Source organism: Actibacterium sp. EMB200-NS6, from assembly GCF_001305615.1.
Taxonomy (GTDB): domain Bacteria; phylum Pseudomonadota; class Alphaproteobacteria; order Rhodobacterales; family Rhodobacteraceae; genus Actibacterium_A; species Actibacterium_A naphthalenivorans.
In genome coordinates this window covers 2168474-2187388 of the sequence record NZ_CP010869.1, presented here as the reverse complement: position 1 = coordinate 2187388, position 18915 = coordinate 2168474, and the positions used below count along the sequence as shown (strand labels likewise).

The 18915-nt window shown below is 65.9% G+C and carries 20 protein-coding genes and 1 tRNA gene; 6 read left to right on the top strand and 15 right to left on the bottom strand.

The window, feature by feature from the left end; all coding sequences use genetic code 11:
- Window positions 1–2: 2 nt before the first annotated feature.
- The 5 genes from lexA to TQ29_RS10595 all read right to left on the bottom strand — a co-directional run bounded on the left by lexA (window position 3) and on the right by TQ29_RS10595 (window position 3741).
- The gene (gene lexA, locus TQ29_RS10615) at window positions 3–692 is read right to left on the bottom strand and encodes a transcriptional repressor LexA (RefSeq protein WP_054539133.1); all 690 of its coding nucleotides are present in this window, start codon (window positions 690–692) and stop codon (window positions 3–5) included.
- Window positions 693–785: 93 nt separating this feature from the next.
- Entirely contained in the window at window positions 786–1958 is a 1173-nt protein-coding gene (gene glp / locus TQ29_RS10610; protein WP_054539132.1) for a gephyrin-like molybdotransferase Glp, read from the bottom strand.
- The gene (gene moaC / locus TQ29_RS10605; protein WP_054539131.1) at window positions 1958–2434 is read right to left on the bottom strand and encodes a cyclic pyranopterin monophosphate synthase MoaC; all 477 of its coding nucleotides are present in this window, start codon (window positions 2432–2434) and stop codon (window positions 1958–1960) included. Before moaC ends, glp begins: the two co-directional genes overlap by 1 nt.
- A complete protein-coding gene (gene trpC / locus TQ29_RS10600) occupies window positions 2434–3246 on the bottom strand; it encodes an indole-3-glycerol phosphate synthase TrpC (protein WP_054539130.1) in 813 nt (270 codons plus the stop codon). The genes moaC and trpC overlap by 1 nt, the downstream gene beginning before the upstream one ends.
- Window positions 3247–3303: 57 nt before the next feature.
- Complete coding sequence (locus TQ29_RS10595) at window positions 3304–3741, bottom strand: MarR family winged helix-turn-helix transcriptional regulator (protein ID WP_054540403.1); 438 nt, start codon at window positions 3739–3741, stop codon at window positions 3304–3306.
- A 75-nt stretch (window positions 3742–3816) separates the two neighbouring features.
- On the opposite strand from TQ29_RS10595, the gene TQ29_RS10590 reads away from it, so the two are divergent.
- Window positions 3817–4170, top strand: coding sequence for an antibiotic biosynthesis monooxygenase (locus TQ29_RS10590; RefSeq protein WP_037211457.1), 354 nt, complete (start codon window positions 3817–3819; stop codon window positions 4168–4170).
- An 11-nt stretch (window positions 4171–4181) separates the two neighbouring features.
- Here the strand turns inward: TQ29_RS10590 and trpD are convergent, their stop codons facing one another.
- Complete coding sequence (gene trpD / locus TQ29_RS10585; RefSeq protein ID WP_054539129.1) at window positions 4182–5201, bottom strand: anthranilate phosphoribosyltransferase; 1020 nt, start codon at window positions 5199–5201, stop codon at window positions 4182–4184.
- On the bottom strand, window positions 5198–5779 hold the full coding sequence (locus tag TQ29_RS10580) for an aminodeoxychorismate/anthranilate synthase component II (protein WP_054539128.1): 582 nt from the start codon (window positions 5777–5779) through the stop codon (window positions 5198–5200). Before TQ29_RS10580 ends, trpD begins: the two co-directional genes overlap by 4 nt.
- Window positions 5780–5917: 138 nt before the next feature.
- Here TQ29_RS10580 and TQ29_RS10575 point away from each other — a divergent pair, with 138 nt between their 5' ends.
- A complete protein-coding gene (locus TQ29_RS10575; protein WP_054539127.1) occupies window positions 5918–7501 on the top strand; it encodes a divergent polysaccharide deacetylase family protein in 1584 nt (527 codons plus the stop codon).
- 6 nt (window positions 7502–7507) lie between these two features.
- Here the strand turns inward: TQ29_RS10575 and TQ29_RS10570 are convergent, their stop codons facing one another.
- From TQ29_RS10570 to fabI, 8 genes are all read right to left on the bottom strand, one after another.
- Window positions 7508–8548: a hypothetical protein gene (locus TQ29_RS10570; protein ID WP_157445570.1), complete on the bottom strand. Its 1041-nt coding sequence runs from the start codon at window positions 8546–8548 to the stop codon at window positions 7508–7510.
- The gene (locus TQ29_RS10565) at window positions 8523–9842 is read right to left on the bottom strand and encodes an MBOAT family protein (protein WP_054539125.1); all 1320 of its coding nucleotides are present in this window, start codon (window positions 9840–9842) and stop codon (window positions 8523–8525) included. The genes TQ29_RS10570 and TQ29_RS10565 overlap by 26 nt, the downstream gene beginning before the upstream one ends.
- Window positions 9843–10083: 241 nt before the next feature.
- Window positions 10084–11598 (bottom strand): anthranilate synthase component I, encoded by a 1515-nt coding sequence (trpE, locus tag TQ29_RS10560; RefSeq protein ID WP_054539124.1) that lies wholly within the window; start codon window positions 11596–11598, stop codon window positions 10084–10086.
- Between the two features lie 7 nt (window positions 11599–11605).
- The gene (locus tag TQ29_RS10555; RefSeq protein ID WP_054539123.1) at window positions 11606–13444 is read right to left on the bottom strand and encodes a peptidyl-prolyl cis-trans isomerase; all 1839 of its coding nucleotides are present in this window, start codon (window positions 13442–13444) and stop codon (window positions 11606–11608) included.
- 69 nt (window positions 13445–13513) lie between these two features.
- A complete protein-coding gene (locus tag TQ29_RS10550; RefSeq protein ID WP_054539122.1) occupies window positions 13514–14692 on the bottom strand; it encodes an aminotransferase in 1179 nt (392 codons plus the stop codon).
- A gap of 52 nt (window positions 14693–14744) precedes the next feature.
- On the bottom strand, window positions 14745–15245 hold the full coding sequence (locus TQ29_RS10545) for a DUF2127 domain-containing protein (RefSeq protein WP_054539121.1): 501 nt from the start codon (window positions 15243–15245) through the stop codon (window positions 14745–14747).
- A gap of 10 nt (window positions 15246–15255) precedes the next feature.
- Window positions 15256–15759, bottom strand: coding sequence for a xanthine phosphoribosyltransferase (gpt, locus tag TQ29_RS10540; protein WP_037209496.1), 504 nt, complete (start codon window positions 15757–15759; stop codon window positions 15256–15258).
- Window positions 15760–15762: 3 nt separating this feature from the next.
- Window positions 15763–16593, bottom strand: a complete 831-nt coding sequence (fabI, locus tag TQ29_RS10535; protein WP_054539120.1) for an enoyl-ACP reductase FabI — start codon at window positions 16591–16593, stop codon at window positions 15763–15765.
- A gap of 142 nt (window positions 16594–16735) precedes the next feature.
- On the opposite strand from fabI, the gene pdxH reads away from it, so the two are divergent.
- From pdxH to TQ29_RS10515, 4 genes are all read left to right on the top strand, one after another.
- On the top strand, window positions 16736–17341 hold the full coding sequence (pdxH, locus tag TQ29_RS10530) for a pyridoxamine 5'-phosphate oxidase (RefSeq protein WP_054540402.1): 606 nt from the start codon (window positions 16736–16738) through the stop codon (window positions 17339–17341).
- 127 nt (window positions 17342–17468) lie between these two features.
- Window positions 17469–18017, top strand: a complete 549-nt coding sequence (locus TQ29_RS10525; protein WP_082386747.1) for a cold-shock protein — start codon at window positions 17469–17471, stop codon at window positions 18015–18017.
- Window positions 17966–18478 (top strand): DUF192 domain-containing protein, encoded by a 513-nt coding sequence (locus TQ29_RS10520; RefSeq protein ID WP_054539118.1) that lies wholly within the window; start codon window positions 17966–17968, stop codon window positions 18476–18478. The genes TQ29_RS10525 and TQ29_RS10520 overlap by 52 nt, the downstream gene beginning before the upstream one ends.
- 42 nt (window positions 18479–18520) lie before the next feature.
- Window positions 18521–18597, top strand: a tRNA-Pro gene (locus TQ29_RS10515).
- The last annotated feature ends 318 nt before the right edge of the window (window positions 18598–18915 follow it).

The following is an 18915-nucleotide window of genomic DNA, read 5'->3' as shown; positions in this document are numbered from 1 at the left end:
GCTCAGTAGCTGCGGATCAGACCGACCAGCCGCCCCTGCACCTCGACCTGATCTGAGGGCAGAACGCGGGTCTCATAGGCCGGGTTGGCTGCCTCCAGCGCGATCATGCTGCCCTTGCGGCGAAACCGCTTCAGCGTCGCCTCGTGCCCTTCGACAAGGGCCACCACGATCTCGCCATTCTCGGCGGTGGTCTGCTCCCGGATCACGACGACATCGCCGTCATTGATCCCTGCCTCGATCATCGAATCGCCCTTGACCTCCAGCGCATAGTGATGGCCGTGGCCCGACAGCATCGACCCCGGCACCGCGACGGTATGCGAGACTTCGCTGATCGCCTCGATCGGGGTGCCGGCGGCGATCCGGCCCATCACCGGCAGTTCCAGCGCATGGGCGGCTTCGACAGGCTGCGCAGCGGCCGGCGCGGGGGCGGGAGCGTCACCTTCGATCACGCGGGGGGTGAAACCTTTTTTCTCCATCGCCTCGGGCAGTTTGATGATCTCGATGGCGCGGGCGCGGTGCGCCAGCCGCCGGATGAAGCCACGCTCTTCCAGCGCGGTGATCAGACGGTGAATGCCGGATTTGGAGCGCAGGTCCAGCGCCTCTTTCATTTCGTCAAACGAAGGCGGAACGCCATCCCGTTGCAGGCGAGTGTTGATGAACTCCAGCAATTCCAATTGCTTGCGCGTCAGCATGGTCGGCTCCTCGGGCTGGTGCCCCCGGAACAAAACGGGGGCATCTTTGCCCGGTGTTCTACGCATGTTCCCGTTTTGTGTCAAGCCTTGCGCTTACAATGGCAGGTAGTCCACCGTTTCCCCGATCTCGCGCGCGCTGTCGCCGGGCGGCCGGATGATCAGCGCCCGCGCCTCGGACAGGATCGTCAGAAGCGCACTGTCCTGGCTGGCAAAAGGGGCAAGCGCGCCGTCGGTCAGCCGGGCGCGCATGTAATGCTCGCGCGGGCCGTTGGCGGCCAGCGGCGCGGCCAGCGGCGCGGACCGGCGCGGGGCAGGGGCCGCGCCCAGCCCCAGCAGCGCGCGGATCGCGGGCACCACGAAGACCGTGCCGCAGACCATCGCCGATACCGGATTACCCGGCAGGCCGATCATCGCCGCACCGCCCATCCGCCCGGCCATCAGCGGCTTGCCCGGCCGCATCGCCACTTTGTAGAACGCCTGCTCCATGCCCAGATCGGCGGCCACGGTGCCGACGATATCATGATCGCCCACCGAAGCGCCGCCGATGGTCAGGATCAGGTCGGCGCCCTCGGCCAGGCCGAACACGGTTTTCAGCGCGTCGGCATTGTCGCGCGCGATGGGCAGCATCCGCACCGCGGCGCCAGCCTCCTCTGCCATCGCCTTCAGGCCGAAGCCGTTCGAGGCGATGATCTGGTCGGGGCCCGGGTCTTCGCCGGGCATCACCAGCTCGTCGCCGGTGGCGATGATCGCCACCACCGGGCGCCGGCGCACCGGCACGCGCGCCACGTTCATCGCCGCCAGCAGCGCCAGATCGGCGGGGCGCAGGGGGCGGCGTGCGTCGAACGGGGCGCCTTCGGCGAAATCGGCGCCTTCCGGGCGGACATGAGAGCCCGAGCCCGCCTTGTGCCCGATGCTGATCAGATCGCCCTTGCGGGTCACATCTTCCTGCGGCACCACGCGGTCGGCCCCTTCGGGCACCGGCGCGCCGGTGAAGATGCGCACCGCCTGGCCCGGGCCGACCCGGCCGGCGAACCTGTGCCCGGCGGCGGCGGTTCCGATCACCTTGAACAGGGCGTCGGCCTCGACCTCGGTGGATTTCAGGGCATAGCCATCCATCGCCGAACAGGCGAAAGGCGGTTGGTTGCGGCGCGCCGCCACCGGGGCCGAGAGCACCCGGCCAGCGGCCTCGGCCAATGACACCTCTTCGCTGTCCAGCGGGGTCAGAAGGGCGAAAACCCGCGTCAGCGCCTCTTCGACCGAAATCATCACTGGGCCTCGTAGCGGCCTGATTTGCCGCCATCTTTCAGCTTCAGGCGGATGTCGGAAATGACCATGCTCTTCTCCACCGCCTTGACCATGTCATAAAGCGTCAGCGCGGCGGCGGACACGGCCGTCAGCGCCTCCATCTCGACCCCGGTCTGGCCGGTGGTTTTCACGGTCGCCTCGATCCGCACGCCGGGCAGGCTGTGGTCGGGCGTCAACTCCACCGCCACCTTGGTGATCGGCAGCGGGTGGCACAGCGGGATCAGCTCGGCTGCTTTCTTGGCGCCCATGATCCCGGCCAGCCGGGCAACGCCCAGAACATCGCCCTTCTTGGCGCGGCCTTGGGTAATCATGTCAAGCGTTTCGGGCATCATCTTCACGCAGCCTTCGGCCACGGCCACCCGCGATGTCACCGGCTTGTCGGAAACATCGACCATATGCGCGTCGCCCTTGGGGTCGAAATGCGTCAGCCCGGCCATCACAGTCCCCCCCTGGGATCGGGCGTGCCGCTCAGCAGCTGCCGCGTGGACTGGGCCACATCCGCCTGCCGCATCAGGCTTTCGCCGATCAGAAAACAGCGGGCGCCGTAGAGCGCCATCTCGGCCAGTTCCGCAGAGGTGTTGAGCCCGCTTTCGGCCACCACCATCCGCTCTTCGGGGATGCGCCGCGCCAGCGTGCGGGTTGTGTCAAGAGATGTCTCGAACGTATTGAGATTGCGGTTGTTTATGCCGATGAGGGGCGAGCGCAGCTTCAGCGCGCGTTCCAGCTCGGGCGCGTCATGCACCTCGATCAGCGCGTCCATGCCCCAGTCGCGCGCGGCGCTTTCCAGTTCGGCCGCCTGGCCGTCTTCGACGCTGGCCATGATGATCAGGATGCAATCGGCGCCAAGCGCGCGCGCCTCGGCCACCTGATAGGGATCGTACATGAAATCCTTGCGCAGACAGGGCAGGTGGCAGGCCGCCCGTGCCGCGGTCAGAAATTCCTTCGCCCCCTGGAACGACGGCGTGTCAGTCAGCACCGACAGGCAGGTCGCGCCGCTGGATTCATAGGCGCGGGCCAGCGCGGGCGGGTCGAAATCGGGGCGGATCAACCCCTTGGAGGGGCTCGCCTTCTTGATCTCGGCGATCAGGCCATAGCCGGTCAGAGACGCCTTGTGCAGCGCGTCGGCGAAGCCGCGCACCGGCGGGGCCTCCTTGGCGGCGGCCTCGACGTCGGCCAGCGGGCGCGCGGCCTTGTCGGCGGCGACCTCTTCCAGCTTGTAGGCCTTGATCTTGTCCAGAATGGTGCTCATTGGAATCGTTTATCCCTGTTCATCGGTATGGGCAATCCGCGACACGCAGATGGCGGCTCAATCTTCTTCGTCCCGCATCGCGGCGGTCACACGGGCCATCAGGGAAAGAAAGCGCGCGCGTTCCTCCGGCGTCAGCGGCGCCAGCGCGGCTTCGTTCTGGGCGCTCGCGGCCTCGGTCGCCGGCCCTTGCAGGGCGCGGGCCCTGTCTGTCAGCCAGATCTGCTGGGCGCGGCCGTCCTGCGGGTGGGGCCGGCGCAGGATCAGCCCGTCCCGCTCCATCCGGGTCAGGGTGTTGGCCATCGTCGCCTGCTCCACGTCCAGCCGCGCCACAAGCTCTTTCTGGGTCAGCCCGTCTTCGGCCCACAGTTCCAGCAGGGTCATGAACTGCGCGGGCGCCAGCCCCAGCGGGCCGACGCGCCGTTGCAGGCCCCGGGCAAAAAGCCGGGCCATGTGGTTGGCCAGATAGCCGGCAGAGGTGGATTTTTCGAAGCTCATGCCGTGGTCATAGCGTTTGAATAGCATGCTTTGCAATGTTATATAGTTGGCTATGTAGATTCGCAGGAGGATGCAATGACCCGTCTTACCAAACTGTTCACGGCGCTGTTTCTGGGCGCCCCGGCGCTGGCCAGTGCCGATGTCACGCTGATCAATGTTTTCGAGGTGCCGCAAGGCAGAGAGGAGGCCGCCATCACCGCCTGGGAGGCCGCGCGGGATTTTCTGCGGCAGGAGCCCGGCTATATCTCGACCGAACTGCACCGTTCATTGTCGCCCGATGCGCGGTTCCGCCTGATCAACGTGGCGAAATGGCAAAGCCCCGCGGCCTTCGAGGCGGCGATCGGCCGGATGCAGGCGGCGGAGGTTTTTCCCAGGATCGAGGGGCTTGTTTCGACCCCTGCGCTCTATTCCGTGATCCGCGCGGACTGAGGCGGCGCGGCTTACGCGGCCTCGGTGGTGATATGCGCAAGGCCCCTGACCTTGGCCAGCGCCGCGCCGCTGTCGATGCTTTCGGCCGCCATTTCAACACCTTCGGGCAGGGTGCTCACCCTGTCCGCGACCATCAGCGCGGCGGCGGCGTTCAGAAGAACCGCATCGCGATAGGCCGATTTCGCGCCGTCCAGAAGCGCGCGGAAGGCGTGGCCGTTTTCTTCGGGCGTGCCACCCAGAAGCGCCTCGAACGGATGCACCGGCAGGCCGGCCTGTTCGGGATGCAGCTCGCGCTCCGTCACCTCGCCATCCTCCAGCGCCGCGACCCAGGACAGGCCCGCGATCGAAAGCTCGTCCGTGCCGTCGCCGCCATGTACCAGCCAGGCTTTTTCCGACCCGAGCTCACGCAGGGTTTCGGCCATCGGGCGGATCAGCGCGCGGGAAAAGGCGCCGGTCAGCTGGCGTTTGACCCCGGCAGGGTTGGTCAGCGGGCCGAGGATGTTGAAGATCGTTCGCGTGCCCAGCTCGATCCGGGTCGGCATCACGTGTTTCATCGCCGGGTGGTGGATCGGCGCCATCATGAAGGCGATGCCGTTTTCGGCCAGCGCCCGTTCCACCACATCGGGCCCGACCATCACGTCGATGCCCATCTGCCCCAGCGCATCCGCGGCGCCGGATTTGGAGGACAGATTGCGGTTGCCATGCTTGGCCACGGGCACGCCCGCGCCCGCCACCACAAAGGCCGTGGCGGTGGAAATGTTCAGCGTGCCCTTGCCGTCGCCGCCGGTGCCGACGATATCGATCGCGCCCTCGGGCGCCTTCACCGGCGTGCATTTCGCGCGCATCACGGCGGCGGCGGCGGCGAATTCCTCGACCGTTTCGCCACGGGTGCGCAGCGCCATCAGCAGGCCGCCGATCTGGCTGGGCGTCGCTTCACCCTCGAACAGGATGGCAAAGGCGGCCTCGGCCTCGGCGCGGGTCAGGGCGCGGTCGGCGGCGGCGCCGATCAGGGGTTTCAGCGCGTCGCTCATGCGGGAACCTTCAGCATATCCAGGAAATTCTTCAACAGCTTGTGGCCATGTTCGGATGCGATGCTTTCGGGGTGGAACTGCACCCCGTGAATCGGCAGCTCGCGGTGGCGCAGCCCCATGATCATGCCATCCTCGAGCCAGGCGTTGATCCGCAGGCAATCGGGCAGGCTCTCGCGTTCCACGATCAGCGAGTGATAGCGCGTCGCCGCGAAGGGCGAGGGCAGGCCGGCGAACAGGCCGGTGCCGTCATGGTGCATCTGCCCCAACTTGCCATGCACGATCTCGCCCGCGCGCACCACCTTGCCGCCGAACGCCTCGCCGATCGCCTGATGGCCCAGACAGACACCCATGAGTGGCGTCCGGGTTTCCGCCGCGGCCTGCACCAGCGCCAGGCAGATGCCCGCCTGAGACGGGTCGCAGGGGCCGGGCGACAGCAGAATCGCCGTGGGGTTCAGCGCCATCGCCTGCTGCACATCCAGCGCGTCATTGCGCCGGACCATGACATCCGCGCCCAGCTCTCCCAGATAGTGGACGAGGTTGTAGGTGAAACTGTCATAGTTATCGATCAGCAGCAGCATGATCCCGCCTTCTTGAATTAGGGGTGAATACGGCGCAAGGTCGGGCTATACATGTTCAGAGCCGCAGGCTGGGGTCAAGGGCATGCGGTGCTGGGGAAGACCTGAAAATATCAGGCGGAATGGACGGAGGCGAGCGCGATGAAGGGCGTTTTGGGCGGGCTCATCTGGGGCGTGGTGGCCGTGGTGCTGGCGTTGATTGTGTTTTCCGCAGTCATGCCGCCGCCGCAAAAGGGGCCTGTGCGCGAACTGGCCGTGCCCGCGCCGCAGGTGGAAACGCCCGTGGCGCCGCAGCCCAGCCTGGGCGACGCGGCCCTGCCTGACGCCGCCCCCGCCGCGCCCGAGCCGCTGGCCGAACCTCTTGCCGAAGCGGCGCCGGCGCCGGGCGGTATCGATCTTCCGCCCGGATCGGAATTCAACCGCCCCGCGCCCGAAGGCGCGGCCATCCTGCCCGGCACCGATGATCCGTCGCTGCCCGAAGCGGCGCCCTCTGTCGCCTTTCCCGCGAATGGCGACATGACCGCGCCGCCCGTGCCCGATACCGAACCCGCCGGCGCGCCCGAAACCGGCGGCGAAACCCCCGAGACGCTTAATGCGCCCGAGATCGCCGAGGTCAACCCGGCGCTGCCCGTGACGGGCGAGCAGCCGGTGCTGCCCAGCCCCGGCGCGGCCAGCCCGGTCACGCCCAGTTCCGAGATGCAGCCGGTGGCGCCGGTCACGCCGCCCACGCCGGAACCCGCGCCCGAAGACGTCGCCGTGGCGCAAGAGCCCGCGCCCGCCACCGACCCCGCGCCGCAGCCGGCCCCCGAGCCTGAGGCCGCGGCCGAACCCGAACCGGCACCCGAACCTGCCGCGCCGCAGCCCGAGGCCGAAGCCGAAACCCCCGCCGCCGAAGCCGCGCCGGAGGCCTCGCCGCTCGTGCCCGGCACCGAACCGCCGGGCGCGCTGCGCGTGCCCGTGCCGGGGCGGCAGATCACCATGCCCGAGGTGCGCACCGGCCGTCTGCCCTCTGTGGGCGACGATGCCGCCGCCCCGTCAGAGGCCGCAAGGCTCGGCGCGCTTGCCCGCTATGCCGCGCCGTTCGAGGCGGCGGACGGCAACCCGTTGTTTTCGGTCATCCTGATCGACGCGGGCGAACGCGGGCTCGACCGCGCCACGCTGACCACTTTCACCTTCCCGGTGACCTTCGCCGTGGATGCCGCGCGCGCCGACGCGGCCGAGGCGATGCGCGCCTATCGCGCGGCCGGGTTCGAGGTTGTGCTGATCGCCTCGGGCCTGCCCGAGGGCGCCACGCCGCAGGATCTGGAAGTGACGCTGTCATCCTATCTGGCACGGGTGCCGGAAACGGTGGCGGTGATGGATGCCGAAACCGGCGGGTTTCAATCCAACCGCCCGCTGCTGCGCCAGTTGATGGCGATCCTGAAGGAAAGCGGCCACGGGCTCGTCACCTATGACCGGGGCCTGAACACCGCCGGGCAGATCGCCACGGCGGCCGGCATTCCTTCGACCCTGATCTTCCGGTCGCTGGATTCCGAGCGGGAGTCGGTGCCCACCATCCGCCGCTATCTTGACCGCGCCGCGTTCAAGGCCGGGCAGGACGGGCAGGTGGTGATGATCGGCCATACCTACCCCAACACCGTCACCGCGCTGTTTTCGTGGGCGCTGGAGGATAAGGACAACAGCGTGACGCTGGCCCCCGTGTCGGCCATCCTGCGGGGGCGGTAAGCCCGATCAGCGATCGAACACGCCGAAGCCTTCAAGCGCATCGGCAAAGGCGGCGGTGAAGGCCGGTTTGTCGGCGGCATCGATATGCGATCCGTCCGGCTGCGCGAAGCCGCGCAGCGCCGGGGCGTCCTCGTAATGCAGGCTGGGGCCGGGCAGGGCCCGCGCCAGACTGTCCCAATACTCGGCCCGGGGCGCGAAACCCTCTTCGACGTCGCGCAGCGCGCCGCTGCTGGGCAGGCGCATCAGCACCACCTCGCCGCCGCGCGCGCGGAATTTCCCGACAAGCGCCGCGAACTCGGCCACGATGCGTTCCCACTCGGCCGCGCCGGGCATGGCCTTGCCCGCGAAGTCCTCACGGGTTGACTCAACGCGCCGTTTCCGAAGCGCCGCGCGGTCGGCATGTTCGAACATCAGCGCCTGTTCGCGGTCCGGCGCGGTGGTCAGGTAGAGCGGGCGGCGGAAGGGAACCCCGTGCAGCACGAGGCTGCTCAGAACGGAGCGCAGGCCGTAATGCGGATGGCTGAACACGAAACGCGCGGCAACGGCGTTTTCCAGCCGCGTGTCCAGCGCGCGTGCCCAGTTCCAGTGATCGGCGTGGTAATCGACGAACCGTTCCTTCAACGCATCCCGGCCCAGACCGGGCACCAGCCAGGGCGAAACCATCGACAGCACGATGGTGCCGCGGAATTCGGTGTTCTCGACGATATCCTCGAACATCCGGAACGGCGCGCCGCCGGATACGGCCAGTTGATGCACCCGGCCACCGCTGCGCTGCCGCAGCTCGTCCAGCGCGATGTTGGTCTGCATCCGCGACGCCCCCATCAGCAGGATCGAATCCGTGGCCTTGTCAGCCGCGACCCCGTCGCGCGCAAGCGCCCAAAGTTCGCGCGTGTTCTGCAGGCTGGGCTGGGCGCCGCGGGCGCGCAGCCCGTGATCGACCACGATCAGCAGACAGCCCGTCAGAAGCGCCGCCAGCGTCACCATCGACAGCGCGTTCAGCTGGGCCCAGGCAAGGCTGCGCCTAGAACTGGAAATAGATGAACGCATCACTGTCCCCCTCGATCATGATGATGGCCGACATCATGCCGACCAGCAAAAACAGTTGCAAAGAGGCCGGAACCGCGGCGATGGCCTGTTCGAACCGGCGTTTGCGCAGGGCGGTGTGAAAGGCCAGCGTCGCCGCTGTAAGCGCCAGCACGATCAGGATATCGCCGGACCCGACGTGAAACGGCGTCTGGGTGGGCGCGAAGAAGCTGCGTGCCAGATCGGTGGCCTGGGCCAGATCGCGAGACCGGAACAGGATGCCGGAAAAGGCGAACAGTGCGAAGGTCAGCCCGCCCAGCAGCACCTGGATCGCGGTGACGCTCCAGACATGCCAGTGGCCGATCAGTTTCTTCAGCATGGTCTCGATGCTCAGCACCGCGCCGTTGAAGGCACCCCAGACCACAAAGGTCCAGGATGCGCCGTGCCACAGGCCGATCAGCGTCATGGTGATCATCTGGGTGCGGATCGTGTTCCACAGCGACCGGTCGGTCGTGCTGCGGACATTGGCGTAGAGGTAATCGCGAAACCAGCTCGACATGGAGATATGCCAGCGCTGCCACAGATCGGCATAGCCGATGGCGGCATAGGGCGCGCGAAAGTTTTGCGGCAGCTCGAACCCCAGGCAACGGGCGATGCCGATCGCCACCAGCGAATAGCCCGCGAAATCGCACAGGATCTGGATCACGAAGGCCAACAGGCCGATCACCACCGTGCCCGGCGGCAGGGTGCCGGATTGCGCGAAGATCCTGTCGGCGATCGGCGCGGTCAGGCCATCGGCGATGACCACCTTCTCGAACAGCCCGATGACGACGAGGATCAGGCCCCAGCCAAAGCTTTCGGCCGTTACCACCGGCGGGGCGATCAGTTGCGGCATGAACTTGCGCGCCCGCACGATGGGCCCGGCCACGAGCTGCGGGAAGAAGGTGACGAAGAGCGCGAAATCCAGGAAGGAGTCCGACGGTTTCAGCCGCCCCTTGTAGATATCGAGCGAATAGCTGAGCGTCTGAAAGGTGTAGAAGGAAATCCCGACCGGCAGCAGAATGCTCCAGGGCATCGGCTCATAGGCGATGCCGAAACGGGCGGCCAGGGCGATGCTGTTTTCCAGCAGGAAGTTGCCGTATTTGAAATAGGTCAGCACGCCCAGGTTCGCGACGAGGCTGAGCCCCAGGTAAAGCTTCTTGGCCATGTCCGAGCGGGCGCGGTAGATGCCCTTGGCCGCGAAGAAATCGACGATCGTCGAGAAGATGATCAGCAGAAGATAGGGCGCGTTCCAGGCGGCGTAGAAGATATAGCTCATCACCAGCAGGAACAGCTTGCGCCATTTCCAGCCCGCGCCGGTGAAATACAGCGCAAAGACGATCAGCGCGAACAGCGCGAAAATATGATTGTTGAAAAGAATAGTCCGACCCCCACGGAATTTTATGCAACAGGAATGAAACGCCAGAAGATATTGGCGTGGTTATGGCAATGAAAGGCGGTTTTTGTGCGGAAGGAGGAACAGCACGCGCGGGTGTGCTTCTTCCGGCGCGGTGCCCGCATCACTGCATCTTCAGCGCTCCGAAAAGCCCGGCGTCTTCGGCCGCGCGGCGGATCGCCTTGGATTTGTTGACGCTTTCCTGAAATTCGGCCTCCGGGTCGCTGTCATAGACAACGCCGCCGCCGGCCTGAATATAGAGCGTTTCGTCCTTCAGAACGGCGGTGCGCAGGGCGATGCACATGTCCATGTCGCCATTGGCCGCGAAATAGCCCACGCCGCCGCCATAGACGCCGCGCTTTTCCGGCTCCAGCTCATCGATGATCTGCATCGCGCGCACCTTGGGCGCGCCCGATACGGTGCCGGCGGGCAGCCCGGCCAGCAGGGCCGACAGCGCATCCTCGCCCTCGGCGATCTCGCCCACCACGTTGGATACGATGTGCATCACATGGCTGTAGCGTTCGATGATGAATTCCTCGGTCGGGCGCACGGTGCCGATCTTCGCCACCCGGCCCACATCGTTGCGCCCCAGATCCAGCAGCATCAGATGTTCGGCCAGCTCCTTCTTGTCGGCCAGCAGATCGGCCTCCAGCGCGCGATCCTCTTCCGGCGTGGCGCCACGGGGGCGGGTGCCGGCGATGGGACGGATCGTAACCTCATCCTCGCGCAGCCGCACAAGGATTTCCGGGCTGGCGCCGATCACCTGGAACCCGCCGAAATTGAAGAAGAACATGAAGGGAGAGGGGTTGGTGCGCCGCAGGCTGCGGTAAAGCGCGAAGGGCGGCAGCTTGAATTCCTGGCTCCAGCGCTGCGCCGGAACCACCTGAAAGATATCGCCGGCGCGGATGTAATCCCTGGCCTTCTCCACCGCGGCCATATAGCCCTCTTTGGTGAAGTTCGAGGTCAGCGCGCCCACCGGCGCGGCTTCGCCCAGATCGCGGGTGGCGGCGGGAACCGAGCGTTCCAGCTCTCGCACCGCGTCCATCACCCGTTCGGCGGCCTGCGCATAGGCGGCGCGCGCCGACAGGCCCGACCCGACCCAGACGGGCGAGACCACGGTCACCTCGCCCTTCACCCCGTCCAGCACTGCCACCACCGAAGGGCGCAGCAGCACCGCATCGGGCAGGCCGAGCGGATCGGGGTTCACGTCGGGCAGGTGTTCGACCAGCCGGATCATGTCATAGCCCAGATAGCCGTACAGCCCGGCCGCGATCGGCGGCAGATCCTCGGGCATGTCGATGCGGCTTTCGCCGATCAGGGCGCGCAGCGTGTCGAGCGGATGGCCCGGCAGCGGCGTGAAGGCATCCGCATCGAACCGGGCCTGCCGATTGATCCGGCTGATCTCTCCGTGGCACTGCCAGATCAGGTCGGGTTTCATGCCGACCACGGAATAGCGTCCGCGCACCTCTCCGCCGGTGACGGATTCCAGCATGAAGCTGTCCTTGCGCGCCTCGGCCAGCTTCAGCATCAGGCTGACGGGGGTATCCAGATCGGCTGCCAGCCGGGCATAGACCACCTGATTGCGGCCTGCGTCATATCCGGCCTCGAAGGCCTCGAATGCGGGGATCAAAGCTGCCATGCCGGCCTCACGGAAACTGAGCGTGAACGGCGTTGATCGCCGCCTGGTCGAGGGTCAGCCCCGCCGCATCCAGCAGGGACTGGGAGAAGTAGATGAACATATCTTCGCCGATGCCCTGCGCCGCCTGCGTTTCGAGCGCGGAGAGCAAGAGCCGGTCTGTCGCGTCATCCTCGGCGGGCGGCAGGATATCGTCAAGCCGCAGCAGATAGACGCCGCCGGCGCTTTCGACCACCTGGCTTTGCCCCTTTTCAAGGGCGAACACCGTCTCCGACAGATCCTGAGGGGTGACGCCGCCGCGGGTGACGGCATCGGCCGTCTCGACGGTCAGCCCGAAGCTCTCTGGCGCATCGCCCGCATCCAGAAGCGTCTTCAGCCCTTCGGCCTTTTCCACCAGCAGGCGCCGGGTTTCGCCTTGCTGCCAACCCTCGATGGCGGCGGCGCGCACCTCGTCCAGCGGGCGCAGGCGGGCCGGGGTTATCTCATCCAGCCGCAGCGCGAAAATGCCGCCATCCTCCAGCTGGATCACTTCGGGGAAATCGCCGCTCTGGACCGCGTCCGCCGCCGCGCGGAACGCGTCATAGCCCGCGATCGCCTCGTCATCCTGGCCGCCGGCATAGTCGATCCGGCCCAGCGTCATCTCCGTTTCGTCGGCCAGCTCTTCCAGCGTGGCGCCGGCGGCAAGCCTGTCGTCGATATCGGTGATGCTGTCAGAGATGATGCGCCGGGCGCGGTCCAGCGCCAGTTCGCTTTCCAGATCGTCGCGCGCGTCTTCGAACGGGGTTTCCTGCGCGGCGATGATCGCGTTCATCCGGATCAGCGCGGGGCCCAGATCGGTATCGACGGGGCCGATGACGCCGGGGGCCTCCAGCGCGAATACCGCATCGCCCGCCGCGCCCAGTGCGGCGCGGGTCACATCGCCCAGATCAATATCGCTCAGCTCCAGCCCGCGTTCGGCGACGAGGGTTTCGAAATCCGCCTCGCCGCTGTCGAGCCGCGCCTTTGCGGTCCGTGCCTCTTCCTCGGTGGGATAGATCAGCCGTTCCACCAGCCGCCGCTCGGGCTGCATGAATTCGTCGATCCGGGCCTGGTAGAGCGCGCGCAGCGCGTCTTCGTCCGGCGCGATGCTGTCGATCAGCATGTCGGGCGTGAGCCACGCATAGGTCAGCGCCTTGGTTTCGGGCGCGGTGAAAGCCTCGGCATTTGCGTCGTAATAGGTTTGCAGCGCGGCCTCGTCGGGCGTGCCAACCGGCACCTCCAGATCCTGCGGCGTCAGCTCGATCATCGTGTAGCTGCGGCGCGCGCCGATGAAATCGAGCAGAACCTTGCCATAGGTTTCGGGCAGGGTGTTGCCGCCCAGCACGGCGGCCTGCAGCAGCGAGCGCGCGGTCTCGCGCCGGATCTGCTCTTCGAAGGCGGCTTCGGTCAGGCCGTTCTGTTGCAGGGTGAAGCGATAGGCCTCACGGTCGAACGTGCCATCGAGCCCCTGAAACGCGGCATAGCCCAGCACCTGGTCGCGCACCTGCGCATCGCCGACGGAGAGGCCGAGCCGGCTGACCTCATTGTCCAGCGTGGCCGATGTGACGGCCCTGCCGCGCGCACGGGCCACAAGGCCGAACGCCTCTGCCTGGGCGACGCTTACCGGCGCGCCGGTCTGGGTTTCGGCGGTGCGCAGCTCGCGCTGCAATTCGCGGGCGTAATCGTCGATCGGGATCGGGGTATCGCCGACCTTGCCGATGCTTTGCACCGAGCCGCCGAAATTGCTGACGCCGAACCCGCCCAGCCCGACGATCAGCAGCAGCAGAATGATCCAGACCAGGATATTGCCGGTTTTCTTGCCCGCGCTCATGGCGATCCGCCCTTTATTGCCGAAATTCTGTCGTGGCTGTGTAAGCGGAAGGCAAAGGCGCCGCAAGCGTCATGGCGTGAAAGCGGCCAGCCTGTCGTAAAGGGCGGCGATGCCGGCCCTGTCGATATTGGCGAAGGCGACGCGCAACTGCCGCGCGCCGGCGGCATCGCCCGCGGGGGTGAACATGGTGCCGGGCAGCAGCAGCACACCGGCCCCCGCCACCAGCCGCTGCGCGAGCCGGTCGGAGGGCAGGGCGAAGGGATGCTCGAAATAGGCGAAATAGGCGCCGACGCCCAGCAGCCGCCAACCGGCCAGACGCGGCGCGCCCGCCTCGATCGCGGCGCGCCGGTCAAGGATCTCGGCACGCTCGCCCGCCAGCCACTGGCCCAGATTCTCCATTCCCCACAGCGCCGCGCGCTGGCCGATCTGGTTGGGGCAGATGGTGACGGTATCAATGAACTTCTCCACCTGCGCCAGCCGCGCGTCAGAGGCCACCATAGCCCCCACCCGATGCCCGGTCAGCCGGTAGGCCTTGGAGAAGGAGTAGAGATGGATCAGCGTATCGGCCCAGTCGGGATCGGTGAAAAGCGCATGTGGCGCGCCGCTGCGGCTGTCGAAATCGCGGTAGGTTTCATCCACGATCAGCGCCAGCCCGCGCGTCTTCGCCAGTTCGTAAAAGGCGGCGAGCGTTTCGGCGGGATACTCCACGCCGCCCGGATTGTTGGGCGTGACCAGCACGATGGCCTTGGTGCGCGGCGTGATCAGCGCGGCGGCGGCCTGCGGATCGGGGATCAGCCCGTCGCCGGTGGCCAGCGGCACGACGCCGATGCCGTTCATGTCGAGCCACATTTTATGGTTGAAATACCAGGGTGTTGGCAGGATCACCTCATCCCCGGCGGCGGCCAGCGTCGCCAGCGCCGCGCAAAAGGCCTGATTGCAGCCAGAGGTGATGGCGACCTGCCCGGATGCGATCTGCCCGCCATAGGCGCCCGACCAGTCGGCGGCGATCTTCTCGCGCAGGGCCGGCAGGCCCAGAACCGGGCCGTAGAGATGCGCCTCGGGTATGTTCAGCGCCACATCGGCGATGGCTTCGCGCAGCGCGCGCGGCGGCGGATCCACCGGGGCGGCTTGGCTGACGTTCAGCAGCGGCCGGTCGGCCCGAAAGGTGACCCCGTCAAGCCAGCGCCGCGCCTCCATCACCGGGGGCGGAAAGGTGGCGGCCATGTTCGGGTTCAGGGGCAGGGGCATCTGGCGCAATATCCTCGGGCTGTGGGCGGGGCGCGGGCCCCGCGCCGCCCATCTAGGACGGGATCTGCCCCCGCATCAACCGATACTCGCGCCAGATCAGCGTGATCACCACCATGTCGAACAGCGTCAGCACGATCATCATCGGCGATTGCGTGGCCACATAGCGGTGAATCTGGGTGGCGATGAACCCCGTCAGCACCACGATCGAGGCCGGATAGGCCCAACGCCACCGCGCCGCCAGCCCGCCGACCATGGCCAGTTTCAGCGCGCCATGGGCCGCCAGATAAAAGGCCAGAAACGCCCCCGCCGGATCGGTGACCCCCTGCGCCTGCGCCACGAGCCAGCCCGCGACCGCCCCCGACGGATCGCGCGCCAGCACCGTGCGGGTCAGCCAGTCGGCCAATGCGAGGATCCCGCCGGAAGGCACGAAATGCAGGCCGATCCCGGCCGTGATCTCTGCCAGCGCCATCAGCCCCTTGAGCAGCAGGCTGGCCTCGAAGGCCTCGTGCAGCAGCCATTGGCGAAGCCGTCCGGCGGGGGGATGCGGCAGCATTGGCGCGGCCTCAGTCTCTGGCCCGATATGGCTCTACATATTGCAGGGCCATGTCCCAGGGGAAAAAGATCCACGTGTCCTGGCTGACCTCGGTGATATAAGTATCGACAAGAGGGCGCCCCTGCGGCTTGGCATAGACCGTCGCGAAATGCGCCTTGGGGTAGAGCTTGCGGACCAGTTCCAGCGTCTTGCCGCTGTCCACCAGATCATCGATCACCAGAATGCCGGTGCCGTCGCCTACCGTGGCCGGGTCCGGCGCCTTGAGCACGACCGCGTCCATCTGCTCCTGATGGTTGTAGGATTTGACCGAGATCGTATCGATCACCCGCACATCCAGCTCGCGGGCGATGATCATCGCCGGGGCCATGCCACCCCGCGTGATGGCGACGATGGCGCGCCAGGCGCCGTTGTCCGGCCCGCGCCCGTCAAGCCGCCAGGCCAGCGCCCGGCTGTCACGGTGGATCTGATCCCAGCTTATGTGAAAGCCTTTTTCATGGGGCAGGCGGTCGCTCATCGTTCAACTGTCCTTGCCGTTGCGGCCGGTGACAGCGGCGATATCGGGCGCATCCACGGCCTTCATGCCGACAATGTGATAGCCCGCATCCACATGCAGGTTCTCGCCCGTCACCCCGGACCCGAGATCGGACAGCAGGTAGACGGCGGATTTGCCGACCTCATCCTGCGTGACATTCCGACGCAGGGGCGAATTCAACTCGTTCCATTTCAGGATATAGCGGAAATCGCCGATGCCGCTGGCGGCCAGGGTCTTGATCGGCCCGGCGGAGATCGCGTTCACGCGGATGTCCTTCTTGCCCAGATCCTCGGCCAGGTATTTCACCGATGCCTCCAACGCTGCCTTGGCAATACCCATTACATTATAATGCGGCATAACCTGTTCCGCACCATAATACGTCAGCGTCAGGCACGATCCGCCTTCGGTCATCAGTTTTTCGGCCCGGCGCACCACGGCGGTGAAGGAATAGACGGAAATATCCATCGTCATCATGAAGTTGTCGCGGCTGGTATCGACATACCGCCCGCGCAATTCATTCTTGTCGGAAAAGCCGATGGCGTGAACGATGAAATCCAGCTTGTCCCATTCCGCCTCGATCCCGGCGAACAGCCGGTCGACAGAGCCTTCGTCGCTGACGTCGCATTCCAGCACCAGCGAAGATCCGACCTGCTCGGCCAGCGGGACGACGCGCTTCTTGAGCTGTTCGCCCTGATAGGAAAACGCCAGTTCGGCGCCATGATCGGCACAGGCCCGCGCGATTCCCCAGGCAATGGACTTGTCGTTCGCAAGACCCATAATGAGCCCGCGTTTGCCTTCCAGGAGTTTTGATGACATTTGCCGCCCCTCGACATCCCTATTTTAAGTGCCCGACCTTTAGGGCAAACCGGGGGGGCCATCAAGGGTATCAGGACGCAGCGTCGCAGTTGACCGGATGGTCAAGAATGGTTATCTGCGCGCTTTCTCGAAGGAGAGGCCCATGACTGACCGTAGCGGTATATTCGCAGCCGACGATCCCTTCGCCCTGACCCGGTCATGGCTGGCCGAGGCGGAAAAGAGCGAAATCAACGACCCCAACGCGATCGCGCTGGCGACGGTCGATACGAATGGTATGCCGAATATACGAATGGTTCTGTTGAAAGACATCGAGGACGATGCTTTCGTCTTTTACACCAACTACGAAAGTACCAAAGCCGGTGAAATCGAGACCGCCGGAAAGGCAGCGTTTGTGCTACACTGGAAATCACTGCGTCGACAGATCCGGGTGCGCGGTCTTGCCGAAAGGGAAGACGGGCCCAAGGCCGATGCCTATTTCGCCTCTCGCTCGCCGAAAAGCCGGCTGGGGGCCTGGGCCTCGCGCCAATCTCAACCACTCAAGTCACGGGCCTCGCTGATGGCCGAGGTGGCCCGGGTTGCGGCGCAGCGGGGACTGGCCACGGAACGACCGCCTTTCTGGGGCGGCTACCGGGTGCGACCACTGGAAATCGAGTTCTGGGCCGACGGCGATTTCCGGTTGCACGACCGCTTTCGCTGGCGGCGTGAAACCGTGCTGGATGCATGGCAGATACAGAGGCTGAGCCCATGACATTCACGCATCGTGAATGACAAACCTATGGAAAGAATGTGAATTTTGATTGCAGTCTGCGACGGGTCTGTCACAACAGAACAAGTCGCGTACAGTGCCGTATATGTGAAAAAGAACGATGAACGATATGGATGAAAATGCTCTGCGGACGGTGACCGGCCGGGTGAAGTGGTTCGACCCTACCAAGGGCTTCGGTTTTGTTGTTGCCGACGAGGGCGGCCCCGACATCCTTTTGCATGCCAATGTGCTGCGCAATTTCGGACAAAGTTCTGTTGCGGATTCCGCGGGGGTCGAGATCCGCGTTCAGGAAACCGAGCGCGGGATGCAGGCGGTCCAGGTGTTGCGGATCGACCCGCCCGAGGCCACGGAACACGCGCCGCTCGAAGATCTCGCCGAAGCTGATTCCGACGCGCTCTCCTCCGCGCCGTTGGAGCCGGCGCGGGTGAAATGGTTCGACAAGGGCAAGGGATTCGGTTTCGCCAATGTTTTCGGAAAAAGCGACGATGTCTTCGTTCACATCGAAGTGTTGCGCAGATCGGGACTGGCGGATCTGCAACCCGGAGAGGCGGTCTGCCTGCGTGTCGTCGAAGGCAAGCGCGGCAGAATGGCAACGATGGTGGGCTCATGGGAAAGCGCGATCAGCAACGGCAACACACCGGATGGCGACGACGCCTGAGCGCGCTTCTGGCGCTGCTCGCGGTCATCGCCGCGACGCCGCTGGCGGCGGCCTGCACCGATGGGGCTGTCGACCTGAGGGGCGGCTGGGGGCAGGCGCGCTTCACGGTCGAGCTTGCCGATGATCCGGCAGAACGCAGCCGGGGCCTGATGTTCCGCGAGACGCTGCCGGCGAGCCACGGCATGCTGTTCGTCTATGACCATCCCCAGCACGCCGTCTTCTGGATGAAGAACACGCTGATCCCGCTGGACATGCTTTTTGTCGACACGCAGGGGCGGGTGCGCCGGATCCACGAAAACGCCATCCCGCATGACACCACCCAGATCGACGGCGGGCCCGGCGTTCTGGCGGTGCTGGAGATCAATGGTGGCCTGTCGCGGCGGCTCGGGATCACTGAAGGCAGCGTTCTGCGCCATCCCGCCTTCGGCCCGGGCGCGGCCTGGCCCTGCGACGCGCCTTAGCTCTTTTCATTCCCGCGACACGCGGCTATTGAAGCGCCTGATCGGGGCGTAGCGCAGCCTGGTAGCGCGACGGTTTTGGGTACCGTAGGTCGCAAGTTCGAATCTTGCCGTCCCGACCACCTCCCAACAGATTGAACGCACGCACCGCGCAGGGCCCTGTACCGGCCTGAAGCGATCTGTCAGCTTTTCCCGCTAAGCCTGCATGTGGTGGCCGATTTTCTTTTGCTTACAAAATATGCGTGCCGTGCCTGTCACACGAATGAATCATTCCGGTGCCACGCAGGTGCATGGCGCCGCCGCCCGGTCAATGAAAAAATCTGGCATTTAGTTCAAACTTTTCCGTTGACCCGGCCCTCCAATCTACGCCACCTTGTGTTGGCCGGTGGACGCAACACAACATTTTGTGTCCGACGCGGGAACGGGACAAAACCACATGA

Excerpts from the sequence above, each read along its gene's own strand:
- TQ29_RS10550 (WP_054539122.1), bottom strand. The coding sequence starts at position 14,692 with ATGCCCCTGCCCCTGAACCCGAACATGGCCGCCACCTTTCCGCCCCCG.
- TQ29_RS10575 (WP_054539127.1), top strand. The coding sequence starts at position 5,918 with ATGAAGGGCGTTTTGGGCGGGCTCATCTGGGGCGTGGTGGCCGTGGTG.
- TQ29_RS10525 (WP_082386747.1), top strand. The coding sequence starts at position 17,469 with ATGGATGAAAATGCTCTGCGGACGGTGACCGGCCGGGTGAAGTGGTTC.
- lexA (WP_054539133.1), bottom strand. The coding sequence starts at position 692 with ATGCTGACGCGCAAGCAATTGGAATTGCTGGAGTTCATCAACACTCGC.
- fabI (WP_054539120.1), bottom strand. The coding sequence starts at position 16,593 with ATGTCATCAAAACTCCTGGAAGGCAAACGCGGGCTCATTATGGGTCTT.
- TQ29_RS10555 (WP_054539123.1), bottom strand. The coding sequence starts at position 13,444 with ATGAGCGCGGGCAAGAAAACCGGCAATATCCTGGTCTGGATCATTCTG.
- TQ29_RS10570 (WP_157445570.1), bottom strand. The coding sequence starts at position 8,548 with ATGCGTTCATCTATTTCCAGTTCTAGGCGCAGCCTTGCCTGGGCCCAG.
- gpt (WP_037209496.1), bottom strand. The coding sequence starts at position 15,759 with ATGAGCGACCGCCTGCCCCATGAAAAAGGCTTTCACATAAGCTGGGAT.
- TQ29_RS10580 (WP_054539128.1), bottom strand. The coding sequence starts at position 5,779 with ATGCTGCTGCTGATCGATAACTATGACAGTTTCACCTACAACCTCGTC.
- TQ29_RS10590 (WP_037211457.1), top strand. The coding sequence starts at position 3,817 with ATGACCCGTCTTACCAAACTGTTCACGGCGCTGTTTCTGGGCGCCCCG.
- TQ29_RS10545 (WP_054539121.1), bottom strand. The coding sequence starts at position 15,245 with ATGCTGCCGCATCCCCCCGCCGGACGGCTTCGCCAATGGCTGCTGCAC.
- trpC (WP_054539130.1), bottom strand. The coding sequence starts at position 3,246 with ATGAGCACCATTCTGGACAAGATCAAGGCCTACAAGCTGGAAGAGGTC.
- TQ29_RS10595 (WP_054540403.1), bottom strand. The coding sequence starts at position 3,741 with ATGAGCTTCGAAAAATCCACCTCTGCCGGCTATCTGGCCAACCACATG.
- TQ29_RS10565 (WP_054539125.1), bottom strand. The coding sequence starts at position 9,842 with ATGAGCTATATCTTCTACGCCGCCTGGAACGCGCCCTATCTTCTGCTG.
- moaC (WP_054539131.1), bottom strand. The coding sequence starts at position 2,434 with ATGGCCGGGCTGACGCATTTCGACCCCAAGGGCGACGCGCATATGGTC.
- TQ29_RS10520 (WP_054539118.1), top strand. The coding sequence starts at position 17,966 with ATGGGAAAGCGCGATCAGCAACGGCAACACACCGGATGGCGACGACGC.
- trpD (WP_054539129.1), bottom strand. The coding sequence starts at position 5,201 with ATGAGCGACGCGCTGAAACCCCTGATCGGCGCCGCCGCCGACCGCGCC.
- pdxH (WP_054540402.1), top strand. The coding sequence starts at position 16,736 with ATGACTGACCGTAGCGGTATATTCGCAGCCGACGATCCCTTCGCCCTG.
- glp (WP_054539132.1), bottom strand. The coding sequence starts at position 1,958 with ATGATTTCGGTCGAAGAGGCGCTGACGCGGGTTTTCGCCCTTCTGACC.
- trpE (WP_054539124.1), bottom strand. The coding sequence starts at position 11,598 with ATGGCAGCTTTGATCCCCGCATTCGAGGCCTTCGAGGCCGGATATGAC.